The 24,614-nt window shown below is 64.1% G+C and carries 28 protein-coding genes and 1 tRNA gene; 19 read left to right on the forward strand and 10 right to left on the reverse strand.

The window, feature by feature from the left end:
* Nucleotides 1-127: 127 nt before the first annotated feature.
* The 8 genes from ACVMB0_RS15205 to ACVMB0_RS15240 all read left to right on the forward strand — a co-directional run bounded on the left by ACVMB0_RS15205 (nucleotide 128) and on the right by ACVMB0_RS15240 (nucleotide 6,922).
* Complete coding sequence (locus ACVMB0_RS15205; protein WP_456750078.1) at nucleotides 128-529, forward strand: response regulator; 402 nt, start codon at nucleotides 128-130, stop codon at nucleotides 527-529.
* A 138-nt stretch (nucleotides 530-667) separates the two neighbouring features.
* Complete coding sequence (locus ACVMB0_RS15210) at nucleotides 668-1,279, forward strand: LysE family translocator (RefSeq protein WP_461346778.1); 612 nt, start codon at nucleotides 668-670, stop codon at nucleotides 1,277-1,279.
* A gap of 721 nt (nucleotides 1,280-2,000) precedes the next feature.
* Nucleotides 2,001-3,215: a GGDEF domain-containing protein gene (locus ACVMB0_RS15215; protein ID WP_461346779.1), complete on the forward strand. Its 1,215-nt coding sequence runs from the start codon at nucleotides 2,001-2,003 to the stop codon at nucleotides 3,213-3,215.
* Nucleotides 3,216-3,369: 154 nt separating this feature from the next.
* The gene (locus ACVMB0_RS15220; protein ID WP_461346780.1) at nucleotides 3,370-3,990 is read left to right on the forward strand and encodes a peptidoglycan recognition protein family protein; all 621 of its coding nucleotides are present in this window, start codon (nucleotides 3,370-3,372) and stop codon (nucleotides 3,988-3,990) included.
* A 348-nt stretch (nucleotides 3,991-4,338) separates the two neighbouring features.
* A complete protein-coding gene (locus tag ACVMB0_RS15225; protein ID WP_456796684.1) occupies nucleotides 4,339-5,169 on the forward strand; it encodes a L,D-transpeptidase in 831 nt (276 codons plus the stop codon).
* A 383-nt stretch (nucleotides 5,170-5,552) separates the two neighbouring features.
* Nucleotides 5,553-5,699, forward strand: a complete 147-nt coding sequence (locus ACVMB0_RS15230) for a hypothetical protein (RefSeq protein WP_461346781.1) — start codon at nucleotides 5,553-5,555, stop codon at nucleotides 5,697-5,699.
* A 37-nt stretch (nucleotides 5,700-5,736) separates the two neighbouring features.
* Complete coding sequence (locus ACVMB0_RS15235; RefSeq protein WP_456750072.1) at nucleotides 5,737-6,360, forward strand: PAS domain-containing protein; 624 nt, start codon at nucleotides 5,737-5,739, stop codon at nucleotides 6,358-6,360.
* Between the two features lie 46 nt (nucleotides 6,361-6,406).
* Nucleotides 6,407-6,922: a GAF domain-containing protein gene (locus ACVMB0_RS15240; protein WP_461346782.1), complete on the forward strand. Its 516-nt coding sequence runs from the start codon at nucleotides 6,407-6,409 to the stop codon at nucleotides 6,920-6,922.
* A gap of 221 nt (nucleotides 6,923-7,143) precedes the next feature.
* On the opposite strand, the gene ACVMB0_RS15245 is transcribed toward ACVMB0_RS15240, so the two are convergent.
* Nucleotides 7,144-7,554 (reverse strand): lysozyme inhibitor LprI family protein, encoded by a 411-nt coding sequence (locus ACVMB0_RS15245; RefSeq protein ID WP_461346783.1) that lies wholly within the window; start codon nucleotides 7,552-7,554, stop codon nucleotides 7,144-7,146.
* Nucleotides 7,555-7,802: 248 nt separating this feature from the next.
* Here ACVMB0_RS15245 and ACVMB0_RS15250 point away from each other — a divergent pair, with 248 nt between their 5' ends.
* The 6 genes from ACVMB0_RS15250 (at nucleotide 7,803) to ACVMB0_RS15275 (ending at nucleotide 12,452) form a co-directional block, all read left to right on the forward strand.
* Nucleotides 7,803-8,690 (forward strand): hypothetical protein, encoded by an 888-nt coding sequence (locus tag ACVMB0_RS15250; protein WP_461346784.1) that lies wholly within the window; start codon nucleotides 7,803-7,805, stop codon nucleotides 8,688-8,690.
* Between the two features lie 147 nt (nucleotides 8,691-8,837).
* Nucleotides 8,838-9,143 (forward strand): hypothetical protein, encoded by a 306-nt coding sequence (locus ACVMB0_RS15255; protein ID WP_461346785.1) that lies wholly within the window; start codon nucleotides 8,838-8,840, stop codon nucleotides 9,141-9,143.
* Between the two features lie 39 nt (nucleotides 9,144-9,182).
* Entirely contained in the window at nucleotides 9,183-9,551 is a 369-nt protein-coding gene (locus ACVMB0_RS15260; RefSeq protein ID WP_456750067.1) for a hypothetical protein, read from the forward strand.
* A 28-nt stretch (nucleotides 9,552-9,579) separates the two neighbouring features.
* Nucleotides 9,580-10,038, forward strand: coding sequence for a hypothetical protein (locus tag ACVMB0_RS15265; RefSeq protein ID WP_461346786.1), 459 nt, complete (start codon nucleotides 9,580-9,582; stop codon nucleotides 10,036-10,038).
* Nucleotides 10,039-10,347: 309 nt separating this feature from the next.
* A complete protein-coding gene (locus ACVMB0_RS15270) occupies nucleotides 10,348-12,117 on the forward strand; it encodes an adenylate/guanylate cyclase domain-containing protein (RefSeq protein ID WP_461349657.1) in 1,770 nt (589 codons plus the stop codon).
* Between the two features lie 44 nt (nucleotides 12,118-12,161).
* Nucleotides 12,162-12,452, forward strand: coding sequence for a DUF1330 domain-containing protein (locus tag ACVMB0_RS15275; protein ID WP_456750065.1), 291 nt, complete (start codon nucleotides 12,162-12,164; stop codon nucleotides 12,450-12,452).
* Nucleotides 12,453-12,555: 103 nt separating this feature from the next.
* On the opposite strand, the gene rpoH is transcribed toward ACVMB0_RS15275, so the two are convergent.
* Both rpoH and ACVMB0_RS15285 read right to left on the reverse strand, forming a co-directional pair.
* On the reverse strand, nucleotides 12,556-13,452 hold the full coding sequence (gene rpoH, locus ACVMB0_RS15280) for an RNA polymerase sigma factor RpoH (RefSeq protein WP_139481257.1): 897 nt from the start codon (nucleotides 13,450-13,452) through the stop codon (nucleotides 12,556-12,558).
* Nucleotides 13,453-13,668: 216 nt separating this feature from the next.
* Complete coding sequence (locus ACVMB0_RS15285; protein ID WP_461349658.1) at nucleotides 13,669-14,649, reverse strand: RluA family pseudouridine synthase; 981 nt, start codon at nucleotides 14,647-14,649, stop codon at nucleotides 13,669-13,671.
* Between the two features lie 60 nt (nucleotides 14,650-14,709).
* Between ACVMB0_RS15285 and ACVMB0_RS15290 the strand changes: the two genes are divergently transcribed.
* On the forward strand, nucleotides 14,710-15,045 hold the full coding sequence (locus ACVMB0_RS15290; protein WP_456756284.1) for a hypothetical protein: 336 nt from the start codon (nucleotides 14,710-14,712) through the stop codon (nucleotides 15,043-15,045).
* Here ACVMB0_RS15290 and ACVMB0_RS15295 read toward each other — a convergent pair.
* Nucleotides 15,032-15,226, reverse strand: coding sequence for a hypothetical protein (locus tag ACVMB0_RS15295; RefSeq protein ID WP_456756603.1), 195 nt, complete (start codon nucleotides 15,224-15,226; stop codon nucleotides 15,032-15,034). The genes ACVMB0_RS15290 and ACVMB0_RS15295 overlap by 14 nt on opposite strands.
* Between ACVMB0_RS15295 and ACVMB0_RS15300 the strand changes: the two genes are divergently transcribed.
* Both ACVMB0_RS15300 and ACVMB0_RS15305 read left to right on the forward strand, forming a co-directional pair.
* Nucleotides 15,198-15,845 (forward strand): QcrA and Rieske domain-containing protein, encoded by a 648-nt coding sequence (locus ACVMB0_RS15300; RefSeq protein WP_456750064.1) that lies wholly within the window; start codon nucleotides 15,198-15,200, stop codon nucleotides 15,843-15,845. The genes ACVMB0_RS15295 and ACVMB0_RS15300 overlap by 29 nt on opposite strands.
* A gap of 70 nt (nucleotides 15,846-15,915) precedes the next feature.
* Nucleotides 15,916-17,646: a methanol/ethanol family PQQ-dependent dehydrogenase gene (locus ACVMB0_RS15305; RefSeq protein ID WP_461346787.1), complete on the forward strand. Its 1,731-nt coding sequence runs from the start codon at nucleotides 15,916-15,918 to the stop codon at nucleotides 17,644-17,646.
* Nucleotides 17,647-17,775: 129 nt separating this feature from the next.
* Here the strand turns inward: ACVMB0_RS15305 and ACVMB0_RS15310 are convergent, their stop codons facing one another.
* From ACVMB0_RS15310 to ACVMB0_RS15320, 3 genes are read right to left on the reverse strand one after another with little or no spacing between them, the layout of a single operon-like run.
* Nucleotides 17,776-18,048, reverse strand: coding sequence for a hypothetical protein (locus ACVMB0_RS15310; protein ID WP_461346788.1), 273 nt, complete (start codon nucleotides 18,046-18,048; stop codon nucleotides 17,776-17,778).
* A 54-nt stretch (nucleotides 18,049-18,102) separates the two neighbouring features.
* Nucleotides 18,103-20,418, reverse strand: a complete 2,316-nt coding sequence (locus ACVMB0_RS15315; protein WP_461346789.1) for a xanthine dehydrogenase family protein molybdopterin-binding subunit — start codon at nucleotides 20,416-20,418, stop codon at nucleotides 18,103-18,105.
* Nucleotide 20,419: 1 nt separating this feature from the next.
* On the reverse strand, nucleotides 20,420-20,872 hold the full coding sequence (locus ACVMB0_RS15320; RefSeq protein ID WP_212011495.1) for a (2Fe-2S)-binding protein: 453 nt from the start codon (nucleotides 20,870-20,872) through the stop codon (nucleotides 20,420-20,422).
* Nucleotides 20,873-21,413: 541 nt separating this feature from the next.
* Between ACVMB0_RS15320 and ACVMB0_RS15325 the strand changes: the two genes are divergently transcribed.
* A tRNA-Glu gene (locus ACVMB0_RS15325) sits at nucleotides 21,414-21,488 on the forward strand.
* Nucleotides 21,489-21,546: 58 nt separating this feature from the next.
* Here the strand turns inward: ACVMB0_RS15325 and ACVMB0_RS15330 are convergent.
* Both ACVMB0_RS15330 and ACVMB0_RS15335 read right to left on the reverse strand, forming a co-directional pair.
* Complete coding sequence (locus ACVMB0_RS15330; protein WP_461346790.1) at nucleotides 21,547-22,281, reverse strand: hypothetical protein; 735 nt, start codon at nucleotides 22,279-22,281, stop codon at nucleotides 21,547-21,549.
* 38 nt (nucleotides 22,282-22,319) lie between these two features.
* Nucleotides 22,320-22,634: a hypothetical protein gene (locus tag ACVMB0_RS15335; RefSeq protein WP_461346791.1), complete on the reverse strand. Its 315-nt coding sequence runs from the start codon at nucleotides 22,632-22,634 to the stop codon at nucleotides 22,320-22,322.
* A 3-nt stretch (nucleotides 22,635-22,637) separates the two neighbouring features.
* Here ACVMB0_RS15335 and ACVMB0_RS15340 point away from each other — a divergent pair, with 3 nt between their 5' ends.
* The gene (locus ACVMB0_RS15340; protein WP_461346792.1) at nucleotides 22,638-23,240 is read left to right on the forward strand and encodes a PHD finger domain-containing protein; all 603 of its coding nucleotides are present in this window, start codon (nucleotides 22,638-22,640) and stop codon (nucleotides 23,238-23,240) included.
* 19 nt (nucleotides 23,241-23,259) lie between these two features.
* Here ACVMB0_RS15340 and ACVMB0_RS15345 read toward each other — a convergent pair whose 3' ends face one another.
* Entirely contained in the window at nucleotides 23,260-24,555 is a 1,296-nt protein-coding gene (locus ACVMB0_RS15345; protein WP_461346793.1) for an MFS transporter, read from the reverse strand.
* Nucleotides 24,556-24,614 lie beyond the last annotated feature (59 nt).

The raw sequence follows: 24,614 nt of genomic DNA on the forward strand, positions 1-24,614 counted from the left end.
CGGTTGCGAGGCGGGAACATGGCGGTTTCCTCACTTTTCTCAAATTGGAACTGAACATCCAGCCATTTTAGGCATTCAACATTTGTTAGGTGCTCGAACCGAAGCTTCAAACCAAGGGAGGCCTACCGTGGGACAGTCAAAGCCCTATCGCGCGAAGGCCCTGGTCGTCGAGGACGATCCGATGCAGCGCGAGATGATCAGCCTCCTGTTGGAGGAGAGCGAGTTCGACGTGATCTCGTGCGAGAGCGCCGAGGCCGCCGAGCTGGTGCTGCAGGGCAACGGCGACAATGTCGTGCTGATGATGACGGACGTCGAACTGGCCGGACACATGACCGGTATCGAGCTCGCTTATGCCGCGAAGAAATACAAACCCGATCTCGATGTGGTCGTCACCTCGGGCAGGCCGTTGCGGCAGCGCCTGCCCGACGGCGCGATGTTCTGGTCGAAGCCCTGGGCGCCGCTCGACGTGATCCGCCTCGCCGAGACCAAGGCGTCGGAGATATCGCGCGGCGGGTCGCGTCGATCCTGACAAGGCGACGGCGTCCGTAGCGGAGCTGCCGGCGCGGGCGAAGGGCGGAAGAAAGGAAGGAAGGGTGCTGCTTCCGCCCGTCCGGCCATCGTGATAATTCCGACGGCCGACCGCGTGTGGTCGGCTCGAGGATTTGACATGACCTGGTCCTTCCTTCTGACCACCCTGATCGTCGTCGCCTCGCCCGGCACCGGCGTGCTCTATACCCTGGCGGTGGCGCTGAACCGCGGTTCGCGCGCCAGCGTGGCGGCGGCGTTCGGCTGCACGCTCGGGATCGTGCCGCAGATGATCGCGGCGATGCTCGGGCTTGCCGCCATCCTGCACACCAGCGCGATGGCGTTCGCTGCGCTGAAATGGGGCGGCGTGGTCTACCTGCTTTACATGGCCTGGCAGGCGCTGCGCGAGCGCGGCGCGCTCGCCGTCGATCCCGGGATCAAGCCGCGCTCGAGCCGGCGGCTGATCGTGACCGCGATCCTGATCAACATCCTCAATCCGAAGCTGTCGATCTTCTTCCTGGCCTTCCTGCCGCAGTTCATCGCGGTCGACGAGCCGCACCCGCTGACGCGGATGGTCGAGCTCAGCTGCGTGTTCATGGCGATGACGTTTGCCGTGTTCGCGGTCTATGGGCTGTTCGCGGCCTCGGTGCGCGACCGCGTCATCACCCGGCCCAGGGTGATGGCCTGGCTGCGGCGCAGCTTTGCCGCGGGCTTTGCCGTGCTCGGCGCCAAGCTCGCCTTCGCGGAGCGCTGACGCCGCAGTCGCGCAGCGCCCCGATCGAGGCAATAAAAAAGCAGGCCTTGCGCCTGCTGCTGCCTTGCACCCCGTCCGCCTCTTGCGCCCGTCGGTCTCGGGCCGATCGATGTAAGGGTGAATTTGCGGTTGATGAGTCCGGGGCTGGCGTCGCTCCGGCCGGTCGTCCCGGTCCGGGTGCCCGGGCAGGGCAGGAGCCGCTACCCGGGCTGGAATTCGCTACTTCTTGGCGGCCTTCTTCTTCGTCGCCTTTTTCGCCTTCGCCTTCTTCGCCTTCTTCGCTTTCTTAGCCATAGTATCCTCTCAAGGTTTCATGGATTGAACGCGACTCCGAGGCATGCTTGGCGGAGGGCCAGCCTCGCAACATCCTCAGTATCAAACTCAGCAGATTCGGAGGCGGCTGCCGCGTGCTGTCACGACGCCGTCATCGTGTTATCCACAGCTGTTACGTGTTTTTGCCGGTTTTTTCGCACGCATGCGCGGGTCGCGCGCGGTGTCGTCGCATCCGGCATGCTTAACGATGCGCAAACGGCGGATGCGGACATCTTCATCAATTCAAAACCACGGTGCGGATCGACACCTTGTGGGTGACGGTCCGTTAAGCGCCGCGGCCGCATCCTGCACCGCAAGGCAACGCGGATTGTCATTGGCAAACGCCCTTGGGGCGCGCGGAAGGCTATTTCAGAAGAGGCGAGGCCGATAGCGGTCTCGAACAGGGGCGATGTTGAGCGTTCCGACGCTTTGGACGGTATTCATTGTCAATTTTCTCGCGCTCGGCCTGATCTGGGCCTATGTCGCGCGCAGCTATCCTGCTTTCGGCGCGGCCCGGTTCTGGACCGCATCCGCCTTCACAGCCTCCGCAGGCGCCGCCTGCGCGATGCTCCGTGTCACGGTGATGGACTCGCTCGTGCCGCTGCTCGGCGCGGGGACGCTGATGGTGTTCGCCGCCAGCCTCGCCGCGATGGGCATCGAGCGGTTCTACGACAAGCCGGTGCGCTGGCGCAGCACCGCGCTGTCAGCCGCGCTCGCCTTCGCCGGCCTCGGCGTCTTCATCTTTGCCTATGACAGCATGCCGATGCGCATCCTGGTCTACACGGTCGCGCAGGTCACGCCGCTGGCGTTGACGCTGAAGCTGTTGCTGTCGCCCGAGAACGGCCGGGTCAGCCCCGGCGCGCGGCTCGCCGGCATCGTCGCCTCGCTGCTGATCTGCATCTATGTGCTGCGCCTGGTCGGCGCCCTGCTGCAGCCCGGCGAATTCTCCTTCGTCCGCTTCAATGCCAGCCAGTCGCTGGTGATCCTGCTGATGGTGTTCCTGTCGATGGCGCTCAATTTCGGCTTCCTGCTGATGGCGATCGACCGGCTGCGCAGCGAGGTCGCCGACCTCGCGCTGCTCGACGATCTCACCGGCGTCGGCAACCGCCGCCATCTGGTGCAGCGGCTGACCGAGGAATGCGCGCGCTCCGACCGCAACGGCGAGGCGTTCGCGCTCTTGGTGATCGACCTCGACGGCTTCAAGGGCATCAACGACACCCACGGCCACGCCGCCGGCGATGCCTGCCTGCAGCATTTCACGCTGATGGCGCAGACCCGGCTCCGCCCCGGCGACATGCTGGCCCGCACCGGCGGCGACGAGTTCTGCATCGTGCTGCCGTCCTCGACGCTGCGCGAGGGCGCGATGATCGCGCGCCGCGTGCTGGAAGTCTGCCGCGCCGATGCCGAGCAGTGCACCGGCCGTGACATCCCGATCGCGGTCTCGATCGGCATCGCGCAATGGACCCGCGAGATCGGCATGCATCCCGACCGCCTGATCGCCGCCGCCGACCACGCGCTGTACGACGCCAAGAAGGGCGGCAAGAACGGCTACGCGGCCTATGAACCGAAGCCGGCGCCGGAGATCGTCGATGCGCTGGAGGCCGCCCTGCGCAAGCGCGCCTGAGCGTGCTAATGTTGTGTCTCCGACAGTCCATTCCGTCATTCCGGGGCGCGACGACGTCGCGAACCCGGAATCCAGAGGTCGTGGATCGAGCTTCCGGGTTCTCGCTTCGCGAGCACCGGAATGACACTGAGTGAATGCCCCGGATCCTTCCGCAATGATGCCCCGCCTGCTCGCCGCACTTCTTGCGTTCGTGATCTCATCCGCCGCCCTGGCCGAAACGCCTGATCTCGCTGCGATCGCGCGGTCGCAGGGCACCCCCGAGATTCCCGGCTTGAAGATGGTCTGGCTGTCGCCCTGGGGCGACGTCGCCCGAGCGCATCCCTGGCGCAACATTATCGTGCACCAGACCGAGGGGCCGGCCGGTTCGGCACGCTCCGGCGCGCAACAGCAGCACAAGAACCCGACCAGGCGCGGCGTCATGGTCTGGGTCGAGACCGACGGCACGGTCTATTGGGCGGTCGCCGACAATCTGGTGCCGACCCACACCGACGGCGCCGATCGCAACGACAACAAATACATCGACAACAGCCAGACCTATCGCCAGGTCAACAAGGACAGCTCGATCGGCGTCGAGTTCGCGGGCAATTATCCCGACGTCACCAAAGGCCCGACCGACGCCCAGATCGCCGCCTGGCGCGTGCTGGTCCGTGTGCTGCGTGCGCGCTACGGCATTCCGCTCGAGCACGTCTACGCCCACAACTGGATCGACTTCAAGGATGCCCGCTACTGCGAAGGTTGCGCGCTTGCGACCATGGCGCGGGAGTGGGGCGAGTAGTGTCATGCTTGGACAGGGTCCGCTCAGCTCAGCAAACAGCCGTCATCGCCCGGCTTGACCGGGCGATCCAGTATCCAGAGGCAGCCGTTATATTACTCGCCCGCCCTCTCTTGACCGCCGCGGCGTACTGGGTCCCCCGCTTCCGCGGAGGACGACAGTGAAGTTGCTGAGAACGCTACCACAAAAGCGAAAAGGCCGGCGTCGCTGCCGGCTTTCGTGTCTGCTAGCCCGGACATTCTCCTTCAGCGTTAACGACGCTTAACGATTTCCAGCCCGAGCGACATCGCTTCGAAGTTTGTTAGAGTTTGCTGAGTAGTTCTCCAGGCACAGGGGAATCTGGGGAAAGACATGGGTCGGCGGGCCAAACGCGGAAAGACAAAGACCGAGGCGCTCGCACTGCCGGTGATGGGGCGAGTTGCAATCGGCGTCATCGCCGCTGCTGCATTGGGGTATGGTTTGCTGTGGCGCCCGGCGAGCGTTCAGCCGACACGCAAGCCGTCGGCGCAGCAGGCCGCGGTGCCGTCAACGCCGGCTCACGCATCGACTGCGGTTCGCGTCGCGGCGCCGGCCCCGGCTCCGGTCCCGGTCCCAGTCCCGGCGCCTGCGCCCCTGGTCGAGCCGCCCAAAGCCGCTGATGGTCCCGGAAAATTCGTTCGACAGGTGGTCGACTACGCCAGCCGTCAGACGCCGGGAACCGTCGTCATCGATACCGGAAACACGTTCCTCTATCTCGTTCTGAACGACAGGCAGGCGATGCGCTACGGCATCGGTGTCGGCCGCGAAGGGTTCACCTGGTCCGGCGAACAGACGGTGGCCCGCAAGACGGAATGGCCGGATTGGCGTCCGCCGCCGGAGATGCTCACGCGGCAACCTTATCTGCCGCGGTTCATGGCAGGCGGACCCGGCAATCCGCTTGGCGCCCGGGCGATGTATCTGGGCGAGACCGAATATCGAATTCACGGCACCAACAAGCCCGATACGATCGGCAGGCGGGTTTCGTCGGGCTGTATCCGGCTGACCAATGACGACGTCACGGACCTTTATGAGCGGGTGAAGGTCGGAGCCAAGGTGATCGTGCTGCCGGCAACCTCAGCCCATCGGCCATCCGAGGCCGCGCCGTCCGACGCTGCCCTCCGGTCGCCGTCGAACCGGCCCTTGGCAGCCAACGCGCAGATGTAGCTCTTGAGGCTCATGCGTATACACGGCCCCGGATGGGCGGAGCCAACGGGTCCGCGCAGCGCGCGGCCCGATGACAAACTCCGCGATACCCATCATCTCCCCGGCAAAAGATTGATGGTTGTCGCCTCGCTTCACCCATTATACGGACCAATGATGACCATTGTCCGAGAGTTCGACGGAATGGCGATGGACATAGTATCGAATGGGAAATCGAGACCGCAGATATTGGTCTATGCTGTTCTTGGCAGTTCCGGTGACAGGTCCGCTCCGGGATCGAACGAACTTGGAGCCACATATTCGACGCGCTGGATTCCACCATCCATGCAGAGCGCGATGCCGTAGCGGTGCGGTCAAGATTTGAAAAGCCGTTCGAGCCTACCTGCATGGCCAACGAATTCTCCAGCTACGTCGAGATGATTGAACTCGTCGGCTCGCTGGATCTGCACCTTCGAATGAGCGGTTCCGTGGCAAGTGAGAGCGGTAATTCTACGGTGCCGCCTTCGATGGTCGAAAAAAGCGATGTGGGCTAAAGTTGAGTTGGGGGCAGTCTGAGCGCACAGGTCGACCATGACGACTAAGCAACCGAACTTCCGTTCGCCGAAGGCATTGATGGCCGGCGCACAAGATGCATGGCATCGGCTATTCGAGCATTGCCCCGTCCCGATACTTTTGCTCACGCCCGACCTGAAGATTGTCAACGGCAATGATGCCTATCTCGGCGGCGTCTCTCGCTCGCGAGATACGCTTGCCGGTTTGGACATGTTCGATGCCTTCCCCGACAATCCACATCTGACACACGCGGACGGCGTTGCCAATCTGGCGGCGTCGTTTGGGAAGGTCCTTCAGGAGAAACGTGGGCAGGTCATGCCTCTCCAGAGATATGACATCCAGCCTGAGGGGCGACCGTGGCAGGTCCGCTATTGGCATCCCAAGAACTGGCCGGTGCTTGATGACGACGGCTCAATCGTCGCGGTGGTCCATCACGTCACCGATGCAACCACCTCTGTTCTGGCTAGAAAGTCCGAGAGAGCGGGTCCGCCTCCTGCTTCGTCAGAAGCCCTCTTGCAATCGGCCGACCAAGCCATTTTCGAAGCGCGCGAAACCGCGAGACAGACCCGCGAGGCGATCTTGGTGTCCCGCGCGCTGATCGAGGAAAGTTTGCCGTCTTCGATGCTCCGCGGCCCAAGCTAAAAGGCGCGGCCGAATTCGACGCGAGGTTTGGCTGAGGGCTTGATCGATGCATGACGTTTCCGAACTGCCGCTCCTGCAATCAGCGCTGAACGAGGCCTTGGCCATTACAGGTCAGGAGCTCGGCAACATTCAACTCATCGACTGGAAGATGGGTCACCTGGAGATCATGGCTCAGCAGGGCTTTACCGAAGAGTTTCTCGACTGTTTTCGTCGTGTAACGATCCGGGACGGGTGTGCGTGCGGTCGCGCTCTTTTCAATCGGCAGCCGGTCGTTATCCATGACGTCACGCTGGACCCACGATTTTTCCCGTTTCGGAATGTCGCTGAACGGGCCGGTTTCAAGGCTGTACAGTCAACCCCGCTTCTCACCAATTCTGGCGCTCTTGTCGGGGTCCTCTCCACGCATGGCCAACATGCTCCAAGTGAAGAGCAACTGGGTTCGATCAGGAGCTTGGCCATACGAACAGCTCACAGCATACTTCGCGCGCGCGCCGAGAAATCCAGTTTTCCGGATTTGGACGGCTTTGCCATGCGTCGGCGGCTGCAAACGGTGCTTGCATAACCGCAAACGACGCCCGACTAATCGCGTCGAACGATCGGAACCGCTGCCCTTAGCCGACATGGCTAGGAGCGCCTCTTGACACCATGTCAAAAGCCAGCCGTAGGACGGGTGGAGCGCAGAGCAATACCCATCAATCTTCTGCTGCGAGGTGAGATGATGGGGATCGCGGAGTTATCACCGGGCCGCGCGCTGCGCGGACCCATCCGACAGATGCAGTCATCTCAGCGGCTGAGGCGCTTCCGATCAGTGTGCGTTGCCAGGGCGCGTTCCAATTCGCGGGTGCGTTTGGCGATGTCGTCCAACTCGAAGCTCTGCGACGTCATGAAGGCCCCCGAGCCCGCATCAGGGTCGCTCGCGAGACGGCGGGTTTCGCTCAAGTGATGAGAGAGCCAGGCCTTCTGTTCTGCCTGCAGCCTCACGCGCGCTCCGCCGCTTTCTCGCTGCAGCAGCAGCCGGTAGGCGGCGTTCAGCCGGGCATCCCATTTGTCGATCTCGGTCTTGCCGCAATCGAGCATCTTGCTTGAAACACCGTCCGCACGATCGACGCATGCTGCCATCTCGTCAGCCGATTGTGCATGGGCGCACGAAGCGATCATCACGAGCAGGCCGACAAGGCCATATTTGAAGGTCACGGGGGAGGACACCGATCGTTTAGCGACACGCAATGGCGCAATGATTTCGTGTCGCTTTTGCGGCGACGACGAAGTAGCCCGTTGGAGCCAACGGGTCCGCGCAGCGTGCGGCCGCGTAGCCCCATTGCATAGCGGCCAGAACTGCAGGAAGGCATTGCCCAGCTAGCGGTGGTCTTATACCCTTGTCGAGGTCAAGACTGGGGGCAGCCTTGGAAAGAGACGAACTCGAGCGCCTGGCGGGCCGCCGGTTGCGGCTGAGCTTCGAGGAGATCGTAAGCCATCCTCGGCTGCCGGAAGCGCGGCGCGCCTATATCGCGGCCTTTTGCGATTTGTACGAGGGTGATCCGTTCCTGGTTCGCCTGCTGCTCCAGGCCGGCCGGTTCCTCGTTTTCCTGAGCGCAGCGGTGCTCGAAGCCGCACAGGATCCGGCCCGCCGCGAAACCTGGTTCACGGTCACCGCGCTGAAGCGGCAGCTCAATATGCACGGACACGCGAGTGACCGGCAGGTGGATCATCTGCTGGCACGGCTGTGCGAGGTCGGATTCATCTCGCAGAGCCGAGCGCCGGCCGACCGGCGTGTGCGACTGCTGGCGACCACGGACAAGCTGCGCTCGCATCATGCCGAGTGGCTTGCGACCCACTTCGTGCCGCTTGCCAAATTGTACCCCGATCACGACTACAGCCCGGTTCTGTCCCGAAATCAGGCCTTCAATGTCACCCACTGCCGCGTCGGCCTGCCGTTCTTTCCGGTCTCCGTTCGCCTCATGATGACGCTACCGGATACGATGCTGTTCTTTTCCCATGCCGCGGGGCCGCTGATTCAAAATGCGGTCCTGAAGGCTGCCATGGATGCGGGCGATCCGACCGCGGCCATCCCCTACATGGATGTGGCGGAGCGCTTCGGCGTTTCACGAACTCATATCCGCAACCTGATGAACGCCGCGCAGGCGGCCGGTCTCGTCAGGATCCTTGGGCGCGGCGGGCGGAGCATCGAGATCACGCCGCGCCACTGGGTGAGCTACGATCGTGGCCTTGCGGTTGGAATGTACCTGCACGACGCGGTCAACCTCGTCGCGATGCGCGATTGGACCGAGACCCAGCGCCGCTCCGCCGCTCGCCTGTTGACCGTGGGGTGACTCTGTTCGCAGCTTTTCCCGGTGCCTTCGATAGGCGCAAAGTTTTCCGACTGCGTCTCGCTCGGAAAGGCTAGATTTATCTGCGGTCCGACCTTGCCCCCATGGGCCCGTTTATTTTTCAGTTTCATTGCTTGAGGAATTTTTTTGATGACCGAAATCGATAGCGGCGTGCACGGCTCCACTGCGGGGCCGCTCCGTTCGCTTGTATACGCCTTGTTTATTGCGATCATGGCCGCTTTTGGCCTGTACGCCGTCTTCGTCGCAGGTCCTGCCATGCGCGCCGCCGCACACGACGACCTCGTGAGGAGGGTTACTGACGAAGATCGCCAATTCTGCGGAAAGTTCGGAATCGGCGCGGGCACAGACACGTTCGCTGCATGCAGGGGAGAGCTGTCGATTGTCCGGCAACGGCAGGTCGATCGCGACAACGCCGCCGCCCAAGGTCTGCTTTAGCGCTTCAACCTCGATATTTCTTCCGCAAAGGATTTGTCTATGGTCAAACGTTCGATGTTTGGATTGGGAGTTGCCGCGATCTGGATCGGTTCGGCCTCGGCGCAGGAGGCTCCTCCCTCCTATCAGGCCGATCCGATGGTCTATAAGGTCATCTTCGAAGATCAAAGCTTTCGTGTGATCGCGGCGACCTGGAAGAAAGGCACAACGGACAAGCCGCATTCGCACCCGCTTCCTTTCGTGGTCTACGCGCTCGATGATTGCGCCGTGCGGGTCCACAATCCGGACGGCACGACGCGCGAACTGAAGAACAAGGCCGGAGCGGCCAGCGCGGGGCCCATCACTGCCTCGCATACGGCTGAAAACGTCGGCGACACGGACTGTCGAGCGCTTCTGGTGGAGCGAAAGTAATCCGGCCATGAGACACTGGACTTGCATCATGCGTTACCGGATCACTCCGATCGTCATCACCCTGGCTGCATTGCTTGGTGCGATTGCGTCTCCGGTACGGGCTGGCGAAACGACCGATACGCGAGAGCCCGTGCAGCGAACCGACACGGAGAAAGCCTTCGTGCTGGAGCAGATGCGGCTGTTCCTGGCCTCCATCGTGGAGATCGAGGAAGGGCTTGGCGCGGGCGATCTGGATCTGGTCGCGCGCGAAGCAGCGGCGCGCGGCCGCAAGGCCAATACCGCGCTGGTCCGGCCGGCGACCCTGGCCGCCAAGGAAAGCGACGCCTGGAAGGCGATGATCGGCTCGGTCCGGAGCGGCTTTGACCAGATCGCTGAGCAGGCGGCTGCGCGCGCGCCGGCGGCAAAAATCAACAAGACGCTTGCCGACACGATGAGGAATTGCGTTGCCTGCCATCAAGCCTATCGCATTTCCGCGGAAGCGCGTTAGGCTCGGCGGTCGAGATCGACTTGTTGTCCATAGCCGGCTTCGGCGGGGCAATGTCCCTCGGTTGGGACATCGGCACGAAGCGTGGCGGCATCTGCGTGCCGGGCGCGGCGTCCTGCGCCGCGCGGGACTGCCGGTTGCCTCGCCGGTCGCAGCGCTTCTGATCGCCGGGGGTTGGATCGCTCCCTTCCGAGATGCGGTGCTGAAGCGGTCCTGATCGTCGTATGAACGGGCTCACACGCCCGAAAGGTCGGCCGCGGTATTTTGCAATCCGGTACCTCCGTATATGCTGGCGGGAGCCTTCCCGGAGTGATGCTGTTGGCAGAACGCCTCGATCGGAGATTGTCGGCAATTCTGGCCGCGGACGTGGCCGGCTATAGCCGCCTGATGGGCGCCGACGAAGAGGGGACGCTGGCGCAGTTGCGCGGGCATCGCAACGGCGTCGTCGAGCCCAAGATCACCGAGCACCGCGGCAGGCTGGTCAAGACCACTGGAGATGGCATGCTGGCGGAGTTTGCCAGCGCCGTGGACGCCGTGCGCTGCGCGGTCGACATCCAGCTCGCAACGGCGAGCGCCAATCTCAGTGTCGCCAGTTCTAAACGTGTCGAATTTCGCATCGGCGTGCACGTCGGCGATATCATTTCCGAGGACGGCGACATTTTCGGCGATGGCGTCAACATCGCCGCGCGTCTGGAGGGTCTTGCCGATCCCGGCGGCATCTGCGTCTCAGCGAGGGTGCAGGAGGACGTCGACGGGCGGCTCGACGTCACGTTCCGCGACGGCGGCGAGCAACAACTCAAGAATATCGCGCGTCCAATTCGGGTCTACCGCATCCAGTTTGGCCGGGCCGAGACGGCCGCGGCGCCCGCACCCATGCTGGCGTTGCCGGGCAAGCCATCTGTGGTGGTGCTTCCGTTCCAGAACATGAGCCCGGATCCCGATCAGGACTACTTCGCCGACGGGATGGTGGAAGACATCATCATGGCGTTGTCGCGCTTCAGCAGCCTGTTCGTGATCTCGCGCAATTCCTCCTTCACCTACAAGGGCCGTGCGGTTGACGTGAAGCAGATCGGACGCGAACTCGGCGTCCGCTATGTGCTCGAGGGCAGTGTGCGCAAGGCGGGACAACGCGTGCGGATCTCCGGCCAACTCGTGGACGCGATCACCGGCACTCACCTTTGGGTCGACCGTTTCGAAGGTACGCTGGAAGATGTGTTCGACCTCCAGGACAAGGTGACGTCCCGCGTGGCCGGTGCGCTCGTTCCGACCATCCGCCATGCCGAGATCGAACGCGCCAAGCACCGGCCGACCGAAAGCACCGATGCACACATGACCTATATGCGCGGCATCGGCTCTCTCTATCAATGGACCAAGGCCGGTATTGAAGAAGCGCTGAAGCTGTTCCATGAGGCGATGAGGATCGATCCGGACTTCAGCATGCCCTACGGCATGGCGGCAGTCAGCTATGTCACGCTGCGGTCCACCGGATGGGTGGGCGACCTTGCCTCGCTCGTGCCAAGGGTGCACGAGCTCGTTGCGCGGGCGCCCGAGGTCGGCCGGGATGATGCCTTCACCCTGGGATCCTGCGGCTTTGCCGCAGCCAACATCCTGGGCGATCTCGACACCGGTGCGGCGCTGCTTGATCGCGCCTTGGCTATGAACGTAAATCACGCGCTGATGTGGGCGCAAAGCGCGTACGTGTGCGCTTGGCGTGGCGAACCGGAACTGGCGCTGGCTCACACCGAACGCGCGCGTCGCCTCAGCCCGGTGGATCCGCAGACCTTCACGATCGACGGCGCGGCGGCGCTGGCCCATTTCATCGCTGGCCGGGATGAAGAGGCACTGGCCGTCGCCGAGATGGCCCTGCGACAGAACCCGTTCTTCTCGCCGGCGACACGCATCGCGCTGGCAAGCGCCGCGCTGCTGAACCGGACCGAGCTGACCAAGAAATACCTCGCCCAACTCAAGCTGCTTGACCCGAATCTCTCACTCTCGAATCTGGACACCCGTGTCGGCGTGCGGCGACCGGAAGATATCGCGCGCTTCGGCGCGGGCCTGCGCAAGGCGGGCTTGCCGGAGTAGACAGGGCAGAGATGGCTTTCAACTCAAATGGATCGAGGAATGCAATGGCGGCTTATGTCATCTTCGACGTGGATATTCGTGAGCCCAGGCAATACCAGGAATTCATGTCTGGCGTGAAGCCGGCCCTGGAAGCGGCCGGCGCCAAATATCTTGCGCGGGGCGGAGCTCACAAAGTCTACGAAGGAGATTGGGAGCCGCGTAGGATTGTGCTGTTGGAATTCCCGTCGGTCGCGGCCTGGGAGTCGTTTTACAACGGCGCAACGTATCAAGGACTGAAGCGCCTGAGAGAGGGTTGCAGCTCGGCGCGTTTGGTCAGCGTGGAGGGCCTCGGCTGACGGCTCCGCCATGGGGTTGGGGTGTGCGCACCGAGCACCGCCTTGCAAAAACAAAAAAGCCGGCGTTGCCGCCGGCTTTCGTGTCTGTTGGCTCGCCGCGCGCTTAATGCGCGGCTTCGAGCGCTGCTTCCTGCCGGGCGATCGTACCCTTGACGGCCGACTGCACCTTTTCGAAGGCGCGGACCTCGATCTGCCGCACGCGCTCGCGTGACACGCCGAACTCGGCGGCGAGGTCTTCCAGCGTCATCGGCTCATCCGCCAGGCGCCGCGCCTCGAAGATGCGGCGTTCGCGCGGGTTGAGCACGCCGATCGCACCGTTGAGGGCCTGGCGGCGATGATCGAACTCCTCGCTCTCGGCCATCATGGCTTCGGCGTTAGGCGAGTTGTCGACCAGCCAGTCCTGCCATTCGCCGGCTTCGCCGTCGTCGCGGATCGGGGCGTTGAGCGACGCGTCGCCGCCGAGGCGGCGGTTCATGTCGACCACGTCCTGATCTGTCACGCCGAGGCGCTTGGCGATCAGCTTGACCTGGTCGGGGTGGAGATCACCCTCTTCCAGGGCCGAGATCTTGCTCTTCGCCTTGCGCAGGTTGAAGAACAGCTTCTTCTGGTTCGCGGTGGTGCCCATCTTCACGAGCGACCAGGAACGCAGGATGTACTCTTGTATTGACGCCTTGATCCACCACATGGCGTAAGTGGCGAGACGGAAGCCCTTCTCGGGCTCGAATCGCTTCACCGCCTGCATCAGGCCGACATTGCCTTCCGAGACGACCTCGGAGATCGGCAAGCCGTAGCCGCGATAGCCCATGGCGATCTTGGCCACGAGCCTGAGATGGCTGGTGACGAGTTTATGCGCCGCGTCGCGATCGTCATGCTCGCGCCAACGCTTGGCGAGCATGTACTCCTGCTGGGGCTCCAGCATGGGGAACTTGCGGATCTCGGCGAGGTAACGTGAGAGGCCAGATTCTCCATTGAGAACCGGCAACGTAGCTGTACGGGCCATTCGAGCGCCCTCCAGTGGTTCAGGCCCCCGATAGCGGCGGGCCCGGCAGGTGGCCGCTGGGTTAAAGCCGGCCATGCTGCGATGTTCCGCGCTGGATATTCAGCGCAGGTGCAACATACACCAAACGGTCCGTGATAGGGAAGGATTGCTGACGTCACGTCCCCGTGTGGCAGCTATAACCTGTTGTCATGACGAGCTTTTTCTGGGAGGGGTGCGTCATACCGCCGCTGCCAGCGCCCGTTGCAGGAGAAGCAAATCCTCCGGCAGAGGCGCTTCCCAGTGCAAAAGTTCCCCGGTGCGGGGGTGTTCCAAAGCCAGCAGATAGGCGTGCAGCGCCTGCCGGTCGAGGGCGGTAAGTGCGTCCTTACCTTCCGGCCCGAGATGGCCGGCCTTGGTCTTGAAATGCGGGCCGTAGACGCTGTCTCCCAGCAGGGGATGGCCGAGATGGGCGAGGTGGACCCTGATCTGATGGGTCCGCCCGGTCTCGAGCCGGCAGGCCAGGAGCGAGGCGACCGGCTTGCCATCGCGGCCGGCAAAGCTCGAGAGCACCTCGAAATGGGTGATCGCCTCGCGGCCGCCCTGGCGCACCGCCATCTTCTCGCGGGCGTGCGGGTGGCGGTCGATCGGCGCGTCGATGGTGCCGTGCGGCCGGTTCGGCACGCCCCAGGCGAACGCCATGTAGCCGCGTTCCATCGGGCCGGTGCGGCCATGGTCGGCGAATTGCGCGGTCAGTGACTGATGGGCGTGGTCGTTCTTGGCCACCACCATCAGGCCGGTGGTGTCCTTGTCGAGGCGGTGCACGATGCCCGGCCGCTTGACCCCGCCGATGCCGGACAGGCTGGTGCCGCAATGCGCGATCAGCGCATTGACCAGCGTTCCGGTGGCGTGGCCGGCGGCGGGATGCACCACCAGGCCCCTCGGCTTGTCGATGACGATGATGTCGTCGTCCTCGAACACGATATCGAGCGCGATGTCCTCGCCCTTCGGCTCGGCGGGTGCGGCCTCCGGGACGTCGATTATGATCGTATCGCCCCTGATGACATGATAAGCGGGGTCGCGGACGACGGCGTCCTTGACGGTCACGGAACCGGCGAGGATCAGCGCCTTCAGCCGGGACCGCGACAGCTCCGGAGTGCGCTGTGCGAGCACGCGGTCGAGCCGGGCCGAGCCCTCGTCGCCGTCGACGATGACCTCCAGCTTCCGACCGCCATTCGAAGAGACCTGCTGCGACGTAACTTGCAAAGATAGAGCCTTGTGATGACCGACACCGCTGTGACCGAACCGACCCCCGACCAGGCCGCGCTGATCGCGCGGGTGCGGCGCATGATGCTGATCGCGGGCCTGACCTCGGCATTGGCCGTGGCCGTCGTGTTGATCGCCATCGGCTACCGCCTTTATCGCAGCGAGGGAAGCCCTGTTTCGGTCTCCGATGTCACTGCTGCGCTGCCGAAGGGCGCCCGCATCGTCGCAACCGGCGTCGCCGGCGAGCGTTTGATGGTCACACTCGATATAGGCGGTGCAACAGAGATCCGCACATTTGATGCAAAGACGCTGAAACCTGCCGGCAGGCTGAGCTTCGTCAACGAGCCCTGACGCTCGCAATCGCGAAGCCGCGGCGCTTCGATCGACCAAAGGCTGCAACCAAAAGCTGCAAATCATTCGCTGCATATTTTTTGCGCCTGCGTTCGCGCATCGAGAAGGTGTGCCGCCATCTTTTCGGCCGAGTTGCACGTTCAGCTTGCGCCATGCCGCGATCCAACTCCAACGCTTCCATCGAACAATCCGGTGAATCCGATGCAGCAGGGGCGTGCACCGACCCGACACGCCGTGCGCTGTTGACCGCGCTTGCGGGCTGCGCCTGTCTCGCCGCGATCGAGCCCGCAGCCGCCGACGATGACGAACAGCCCGGCGCCAGTGAGCGGCCGCAAAAGGCCGACGTCCTGGTGCGCGCCGAAGGCGACAAGGCCGGAGAGGTCATCAAGTCGGATGATCTGAAGCTCGGCGGACCACCGCTTCGTGCCTGGCCGCAGGATCCGAAGACCAACGTCATCCGCAAGGGTTCGCGGCTCAACGAGGTCGTGCTGGTCAAGCTCGATCCAAACGAGCTCGACGATGCCACGCGCGCCCACGCAGCCGACGGCATCGTCTGCTACTCGGTCATCTGCTCGCATGCCGGATGTCCGATCACCGCCTGGGTGAAGCAGGATCAAGGCGACAAGAACGTTCTGAAATGCCTCTGTCACAACTCCGAATACGATCCGCGGCAGAATGCGCAGGTCGTGTTCGGGCCGGCGCCACGTCGCCTCGCGGCATTGCCGCTGACGGTGGCCGACGGCGCGATCACGGTCGCAGCGCCATTCGTCGGGAAGGTGGGTGCTCAGCAAGGAGGATGAGGCCGCACCGGGACTTCTGCATGACCTAAACAAAACTGAAAAATAAAACAGAGCAGGGAGGTAGCATCTCATGACAAGCAAGCAGTGGTTACTGTCGAGTTGTGTCGCATTCACGTGCCTGATGTCGACCTACGCCGTCGCGGGGCCGATCGAAAACTACAGTTCGGTGACGTCAGCGCGTCTGGAAAATCCCGAACCCGGCAACTGGATGCTCTATCGCCGGACCTATGACGGACAGGGCTTCAGTCCGCTCACTGAGATCAACACGTCCAACGTCAAGGACCTCAAGCCGGCCTGGACCTTCTCGACCGGCGTGATCGAGGGCCACGAGGCGCCGCCGATCGTCAACAACGGCGTGATGTTCGTCGCGACCCCGATGGGGCAGGTGATCGCCCTTAATGCCAAGACTGGTGAAGAGTACTGGCGCTACAAGCGGCAGCTGCCCGACGATCTGTTCCAGCTGCATCCGACCAGCCGCGGCGTCGGCCTGTGGGAGGACAAGCTCTATCTCGCGACGACCGACGACCACGTCGTCGCGCTCGACGCCAAGACCGGCAAGGTGGTCTGGGACACCAAGGTCCAGGACTACAAGAAGGGTCAGTACATGACGCTGATGCCGTTGATCGTCGACGGCAAGGTGATCGTCGGCGGCTCCGGCGGTGAGTTCGGCGTGCGCGGCTATGTGGTCGGCTTCGATGCCAACAGCGGCAAGGAGCTGTGGCGCACCTTCACCATCCCCGGCGAAGGCGAGCCCGGGCACGAGACCTGGAGCGGCGACGACTGGAAGTCGGGCGGCGGCTCCGCCTGGATGACCGGCACCTACGACAAGGACACCAAGACGGTCTATTGGGGCGTCGGCAACGCCGCGCCGTGGCCCGGCTCGATGCATCCGGGCGACAACCTCTACACCAGCTCGGTGCTGGCGCTCGACCCCGACAGCGGCAAGATCAAGACCCACTTCCAGTATCACCAGAACGATTCCTGGGACTGGGACGAGGTCGATGCACCGATGCTGATCGACATGCAGCGCGACGGGCGATCGTTCAAGAGCCTGGTGCATCCCGGGCGCGACGCGATCTTCTGGGTGCTGGAGCGCAAGCCGGACAAGATCAACTATGTCGCCGGCTGGCCGTTCGTGAAGACCAATGTCTGGAAGGGTGTCGAGGCCGAGACCGGCCGGCCGATCCTCGATCCCGAGCACAAGCCGGTGCTCGGCAAGCGGGTCGAGTTCTGCCCGTCGCTGTGGGGCGGCAAGGACTGGCCGTCGGCGGCCTATAGCCCGAACACCAAGCTGGTCTATGTCCCCGCCAACGAGAACTTCTGCGGCGGCTTCACCGGCGAGAAGCAGCCCCTGGTTCCCGGCCAGCTCTGGCTCGGCACCAAGCCGGAGGACATCGGCCTGATCCCGGCGCCGAATGCCGATCATTTCGGCGAGTTGCAGGCGTGGGATCCGGCGACCGGCAAGAAGGTCTGGCAGCACGACTACAAGACCTCGCAGCTGTTCGGCGCGGTGACCGCGACCGCGGGCGATCTGGTTCTCTCCGGCGGCACCAACGACCGCGCCTTCCGCATCTTCAACGCCAAGACCGGCGAGCTGTTGTGGGAGCAGAAGACCAACTCCGGCATCATGGCGATGCCGATATCCTATGAAGTCGACGGCAAGCAATACATCGCAGTCCAGTCGGGCTGGGGTGTCGACGCGCAGCGCATCCAGGACGCGCTCGCCGGCAAGGTTGCGGGCTTCGAGAACAACGTCCCGCAAGGCGGCGTGATTTGGGTATTCGCGCTCGACAAGAAGTAGGCGCGCGAAGAGAGCTTCGGTTCTGATCAGGTCAGAGCCGGAGCTCGAGAGCGCTTTCAACCGACAGGGGGCGATGCGATCGGGAAGCGGCGGCTGGGGAGACCGCCGCTTCCCGGTCCGCGCTTTGCGTTATTTACCCTCTCGCTCGACCTTGCTTTTCGCGTCCTGGTTCATCTGCTTGATCTTGGGATCCTTGCTGGCCTCGCCGGTGGTTTGGTCAGCGGTCGATGGCGGGCCGTTGCTCGGCTCCGACGTCTGGTCGGGCAGCACCCTGGCCGGCCGCGTCGCAGTTGAGGGCGGTGGCGAAGTGGTTTGCGCAAGTGCGGTTTGTGCCGCAAAAACAATGACGCCCGCGGACAGGATGGCCGCGAGCGTCCCGAATGGTTGAGGTGGGGTTCTCATCGATCTGCTCCAGTGGACCGATGAGAACGACCCGTCTCGCCTAACGTTCCAGCCTCAAATCTCCAGCTGCTTGCCGATCGGCAGCGCGCGGATGCGCTTGCCGGTGGCGGCAAAGATCGCGTTGATCAACGCTGGCGCAAACGGCGGCACGCCGGGTTCGCCGACGCCGCTGGGTGGTGTATCCGCTCCGGGCGGCACGATGTAGACGTTGGTGATTGCAGGCGACTCGTCGATCCGGATCACCGGGAAGTCGTCGAAATTGCTCTGCTGCACCTTGCCGTCCTTGAAGCTGATCTCGCCGTATTTGGCCAGACTCAGCCCCATGATCGCAGCACCCTCGATCTGCGAGTGGATCCGTTCCGGATTGACGTAGGTGCCGCAATCGATCGCGGTGTCGACCCGTGGCACCGTGAGCTTGCCCTTGTCGTCGACCGCCACCTCGACGATGGTCGCGATGTAGCTGACGAACGAGCGATGCACCGCGATGCCGAGACCGTGGCCCTTCGGCACCGTGCGTCCCCACTCGCCCTTTTCGGCGACCAGCTCGACCACCTTGCGCAGCCGCGCGGTGTCGATCGGGTAGCTCTCATAGGGCTCGCCGTAGTTCCAGGGATCCTTCACCGAGGACAGGTTGACGATCCGGGGCGATCCGATCAGCTCCAGCAGCATGTCCTTCTGGTCGCGGTTCGTCGCATGCGCGATTTCCCCGACCATGGATTGCACCGCGAAGGCGCGCGGGATGTTGGAGACCGAGCGGAACCAGCCGATCCGCGTGAACGCGGCCGCTTCCGGATTTTCGCACTGCAGATTGGCGATCTCGAACGGGTTGTCGATCAGTCCCATGCCGAGCTCGAATGGCGCCTCGTGGTTGGCGCCGGCGGCGAAGGTCGAGGCGATGGTCGGCGCCACGCTGCGGTGCCGCCACGCAATCACCTTGCCGCTCTTGTCGAGGCCGGCCTCGATCCGCTCCACCGATACCGTGTGCAGGAAGTCGTGATGGACGTCGTCCTCACGGGTCCACTGCACCTTGACCGGCGCGCCGAGTTCCTTCGACAGCAACGCCGCCTCCAGCGCGAAGTCGCATTTCGACTTGCGGCCGAAGCCGCCGCCGAGCAGCGTCACGTTGACGGTGACATTGTCCTCGGGAATCCCGAGCGTCTTGGCGACATCCTCGCGGGTGCCGCCGGGGCTCTGCACCGGCGCCCAGATCTCTGCCTTGTCGCCCGTCACATTGGCCACCGCGACCGGCGGCTCCATGCTGACATGGGCGAGATGCGGCAGGTAGTATTCGCCGACAATGACCTTGTCGGCGCTCTTCAGCGCCGCATCGACGTCGCCTTCCTTGCGCACCACGAGGCCAGGCTTGCGCGCGGCCTCTTCGAGCGACGCACGATAGGTGACGGAGTCGTATTTGGCGTTGGCGCCGTCATCCCAGACGATCTTCAGCGCATCGCGGCCCTTGATCGCGGCGCCGGTGTTGCGTGCGATCACGGCGACGCCGCCGAGCGGCTGGAACTTGGACGGCCACGGCCAGCCCTTGACCTCCATCACCTTCTCGACGCCGGGCACCTTCAGCGCGTCGGCGTCATCGAACGACTTGACCTTGCCGCCGGTGACCGGCGGCCGGGCGATGACCGCGTATTTCATGCCGGGCAGGCGGGTGTCGGCGCCGTAATGCGCCTTGCCGGTGGTGATGTCGTGCAGATCGACGATCGAGACCTGGCCCTTGCCGAGATAGCGGAAGTCCTTCGGGTCCTTCAGCTTGAGGCCCTCGATGCTCGGCACCGATTCCTTGGCGGCGTCGGCCGCGAGATCGCCGAAGCCGATCTTTCGTCCGCTCGCGCTATGCACCACCTCGTGGTTCTGCGCCTTCACCTCGGTCGCCGGCACGCCCCATTTCTTCGCGGCGGCGGCTTCCAGCATGGTGCGCGCCGAGGCGCCGATCTGGCGCATCGGGATCAGATAGTGCCGCGTCGAGCGCGAACCGTCGGTGTCCTGGTTGCCGAACTTGACCTCGTCGCCATGCGCCTGCTGGACATGGACGCGCGACCAGTCGGCCTCCATCTCCTCGGCGACGATCAGCGGCAGGCTGGTGCGGACGCCGGTTCCCATCTCGGAGCGGTGCGCCAGGATGGTGACGGTGCCGTCGGGCGCGATCGCGACGAACACGCGCGGATCGACCACGACGCCATGCGGCATCTTGCCGGCGCCGGTCTCATAGGCGAACGCCTGGCGCGTCATGACAGGCGCGGCGAGCACGAACGAGCCTGCGATGCCGAGCCCTTTGAGGATGCTGCGGCGCGAGAGGTTCTCGACCTTCACGCGCTTCTCGAAGCCGCGAAGCTTTCCCGGATTGGTGCGGATATTCATGTCACACCCCCGTCGATGCGAGATGCACGGCATTCTCGATCCGCTGATAGCAGCCGCAGCGGCAGATATTGCCCGACATGGCTTCGCGGATCTGGTCGTGGCTCGGCTTCGGGTTCTGGTCGAGCAGCGCGGCCGCCTGCATGATCTGGCCGGCCTGGCAGTAGCCGCATTGCGGCACGTTGACCTGGCGCCACGCCTTCTGCACCGGATGGTCGCCGGACGGATGCAGGCCCTCGATCGTGGTGACCTCGCGGCCGACCACATCGGACACCGCGGTGATGCAGGCGCGCACCGCCTCCTTGTCGACGATCACGGTGCAGGCGCCGCACAGCGCCTGGCCGCAGCCGAACTTGGTGCCGGTCAGGCCGGCTTCGTCACGGAGATACCACAGCAGCGAAAGGTTCGGGTCGCCGTCCCAATTCTGTTCCTGGCCGTTGATTTTTAGTTTGATCATGGTCTGTCCTCGCTCTTCTTTAAGCTATTGACCGGTGCGGCGCGGGGCGCGGAACGTCTTCCATCGCCAGCGTCCGCTGATGTCTGTTGTTGCCAAGATGTTGGTGAGCCAAATGGTCGTGCCTGCGGGCCTGCGCTTTGTTCCAAGCACTCCTCTCGCTTGTCCGGCGCCGTGCAGGCGCAGCATGGTGAAGGGCTGCGATGTTAGCAGAGGCGGGCGACGGGTGACTTCACAGCCAGGTGTTTTGCATTTCCATTTGGCGAAAGCAGGGCCGTGCACGATGCAGAGATGACATCCAAGGGTGGTCCATCAAGGGTGGTCATCAAAGGTGGTCATCATGCAATCAGCGCGGGCCGCACCGCTGGCCCGCGCCGATGTGACACGTGCGACCTTCGAGGAGCGCGCGCAGGAAGCGTTCCCGGGCCCATCCGTGCCGAAACCTCGGGCACGGCATGGTAAGCATGGATGACAAAATCCCCGCCGCCATGCACAAGCCACCTTGCGGCGGGGCGATTTCAAGGCTATTGCCTTGCCTCTCAACGCTCCCTTCGTCTAGCGGTTAGGACGCGGCCCTCTCAAGGCTGAAACAGGGGTTCGATTCCCCTAGGGAGCGCCATGCCGGCCAAGACCGTGCCGGCTTTGGCAAGATGGCCGCGAATGCGTTCGATCCGGGGTCAGGCCTCGTCGCCAAGATCCTGATTGCCAGGATCGAAATAGACCACTTTATCCATGACGCCGCCCGCGAGCGCTATCTTGTAGACGGCTTCGGCAAAGCGCCTGTCGTCCGCTGCCCGGCCCGGATTGCCATCGCCGATGCGCCGCGGCAGCAGCATGGAGACCGGCTTGAGCATTCCGATCTCGAACGGGACCAGGACGCCGGCGGTCATCGAGAACGGCCCGGGCGTGAGCAGCCTCGTGGCAAACAATTCTCCATCTTCCATCGAACTCTCGATCCCGATGTCGAGCAGCCACACTTTCGTGTTGCGGAGGATGTCGGTGGCGATCACGCCTATCGCATCGTGGCGCTGCTCGATCAGCAGGATCGCGAACTGCGACCTTCGCATGGCATCCAGCATCAACCCTTGGTCCGACTGCGCCTCGAACCTCGCCGACTTGGCGTAGCGGTCGATCGCCCGCGAACGACCCCGCGGGGCGGTGTAGATCGCAAGGTCGTAGACATAGTACATTTCGTCGATGTCTTCGAGCAGCAGCGTCTTTCCCCGCGCCAATCCGAGCCTGCGGGCCTGATTGAGCAGCGCGTCGCCGGACAGGGATTTGAGAGCCTCCTCGTGAAGGTCCTTGGAGATGTCCCGCAGCTGCAGGTAGCGGGCGAGGAGGTCCTCGGACGTCGAAGGCATCTCGCCGCCCGGGGCGAAGCGCGACTGCTGTTGGGCGAGGGGAAGGGCCATGAAACTCTCTCGAATTGGGCCGCCAGCCTTTCGTATCGTTACCGCTGCGGCTTGATTCGCGATACCGCGATCTCCATCATCGGCGAACCGATCCGCCCGGTCGAGACGGGCGGCCCGGATCCTGCGTCGATTGGTGTGCCGAGAATTGCAATGAGCCGGAAGAATCGGGTTCCCGCGCCGATCGTGTCGCGAGGGCGGCGGAAGCGGCGCTTGCCGCCGAGCAGCTTGTCAGCCCCGTCGATATTCTGGTCGGGATCGGCTGGCTTGATCCCGGCGCGGTCGAGCGCTGGCGGCGCGGGCAGATCGATTGCCTGGAGGAGGCGATCCAGCTCGATCCGTCGCGCATCGCGCAAGCCATGCAGCTGCTCCAGGCCTGGGCGGCCGCCAGGGGATTGTCCGCGGGAGAGACGGCGTATGTCGATCGCACGCCGCAGCGCCGCCCGTTGCGCTTCAGCCGCAGCGGACATCCCGCGGTCGAGGCGTCATACCGAACCCATTGGGTCTGGTCCGAGCTCTCTGAAACGAAGCGCGCGCGTCTGGAGCAAAAGGCCAGCCGCGCCCCGGAACTGGTGGTCATCCAGCCCTTGAACGAGGAGTGGCGATGTCATCGCTGCGGCGGCACCGGCGATCTCCTGATGATGGAGAATCCCGGCCCGGCGTGCCCGCGTTGCGTTGGCCTCGACGATCTCGAATTCCTGCCGGCCGGCGACGCAAAGCTCACCCGGCGCGTCAAGGCGAGCAGCGCCCGATATGCCTCGTCGTGCGCTTCAGCCGAACGCGCGGCCGTTACGAACGACAGGGCCTGCTGGTCGAGCCGCGCGCCCTCGCGCATGATCCGGAAAAGTGCGAAGCGGTTTTCCGAAAAGATCATGCTCAAACAAAGAGCTGAGCAAGAGCGAAGCGACATCCGGGGAACGGTCCGTCCCCGCATGTCGCGTGAGCTCATGCGTGCTGCCTGATCGCACGTCGTCCGCGGCCTCACGCCGCGGCGAGCACCGGTTGCGCCGGCCGCCGCGTGATCATCAACGACAGTACGGCGGCGATGATGCCGGTCAGTCCTGCGATCATGAAGGCCTGCAGGTAATCGCCCTGCGTGGAGCGCATGAAGCCGGCGAAGAACGCGGCGCAGGCGGCGCCGAGCTGATGGCCGGCGACCACCCAGCCGAACACCAGCGGCGCGTTCTTGTCGCCGAACGCTTCGTTGGCGATGCGCACGGTCGGCGGCACGGTCGCGATCCAGTCGAGACCGTAGAACACCGCGAACACCGACAGGCTCGCAAGCGAGAAGTCCGAGTAGGGCAGGTAGATCAGCGACAGGCCGCGCAGCCCGTAATACAGGAACAGCAATTTGCGCGGATCGAAGCGGTCGGTGAGCCAGCCCGACAGCGTGGTGCCGAACAGGTCGAAGAATCCCATCAAGGCGAGCAGGCTCGCGGCCTGCACCTCGACGATGCCATGGTCGCCGCAGAACGCGATCAGATGGGTGCCGACCAGGCCGTTGGTGGTGAAGCCGCAGATGAAGAAGGTGGCGAACAGGAACCAGAACGCCCGCGTCCTGGCGGCGCGCACCAGATTGCTGAGCGCGGCGACGAACGGATTGCCGGCCGCCGGCGGCGCAGGCTGATCGTCGTGCCGGCTGCCGAACGAGCGCAGGCCGACCGATGCGGGCCGCTCGGGCACCAGAACATACACCAGCGGGATCAGCGCCGCGCAGCATGCGGCGACCGTCAGCACCACCGGCTTCCAGCCGCCCCACGCCACCAGCGCCGCGAGGCCCGGCATGAAGATCAGCGTGCCGGTCGCGGTCGACGCGGTCAAAAGCCCCATGACGAGGCCGCGATTGCTGGTGAACCAGCGATTGACGATGGTGGCGCCGAGCACGTTGGCGACCGCGCCCGAGCCGATGCCCGACAGCAGCCCCCAGCTCAGGAACAATTGCCACGGCGCGGTCATGAAATAGCTCGCGCCGGTCGAGGCCGCCATCAGCATGAGCGCGCCCAGCACCGTGCGGCGGATGCCGAAGCGCTGCATCACCGCGGCGGCGAACGGGCCGGCGAGGCCGTAGAGGAAGATGCCGACCGCGGCCGACGACGAGATCACGCCGACGTCCCAGCCGAACGCCTGTTGCAGCGGCAGCATCAGCACGCCCGGCGTCGCGCGCAGGCCGGCGGAGGCGAGCAGCGCCAGGAAGATCACGGCGACGACGACGAAGGCGTAATTCTGCCCGAACGGGCGTCTCGACACAGGGGCGGCTTGAAGCGGGGTGCTTGGCATGTTACTTACCGGTACGTATTGCGATACGCCGTGTATACGTACCGGTCAGTAACATTGTC

It is taken from the genome of Bradyrhizobium sp. USDA 4451, from assembly GCF_054822585.1.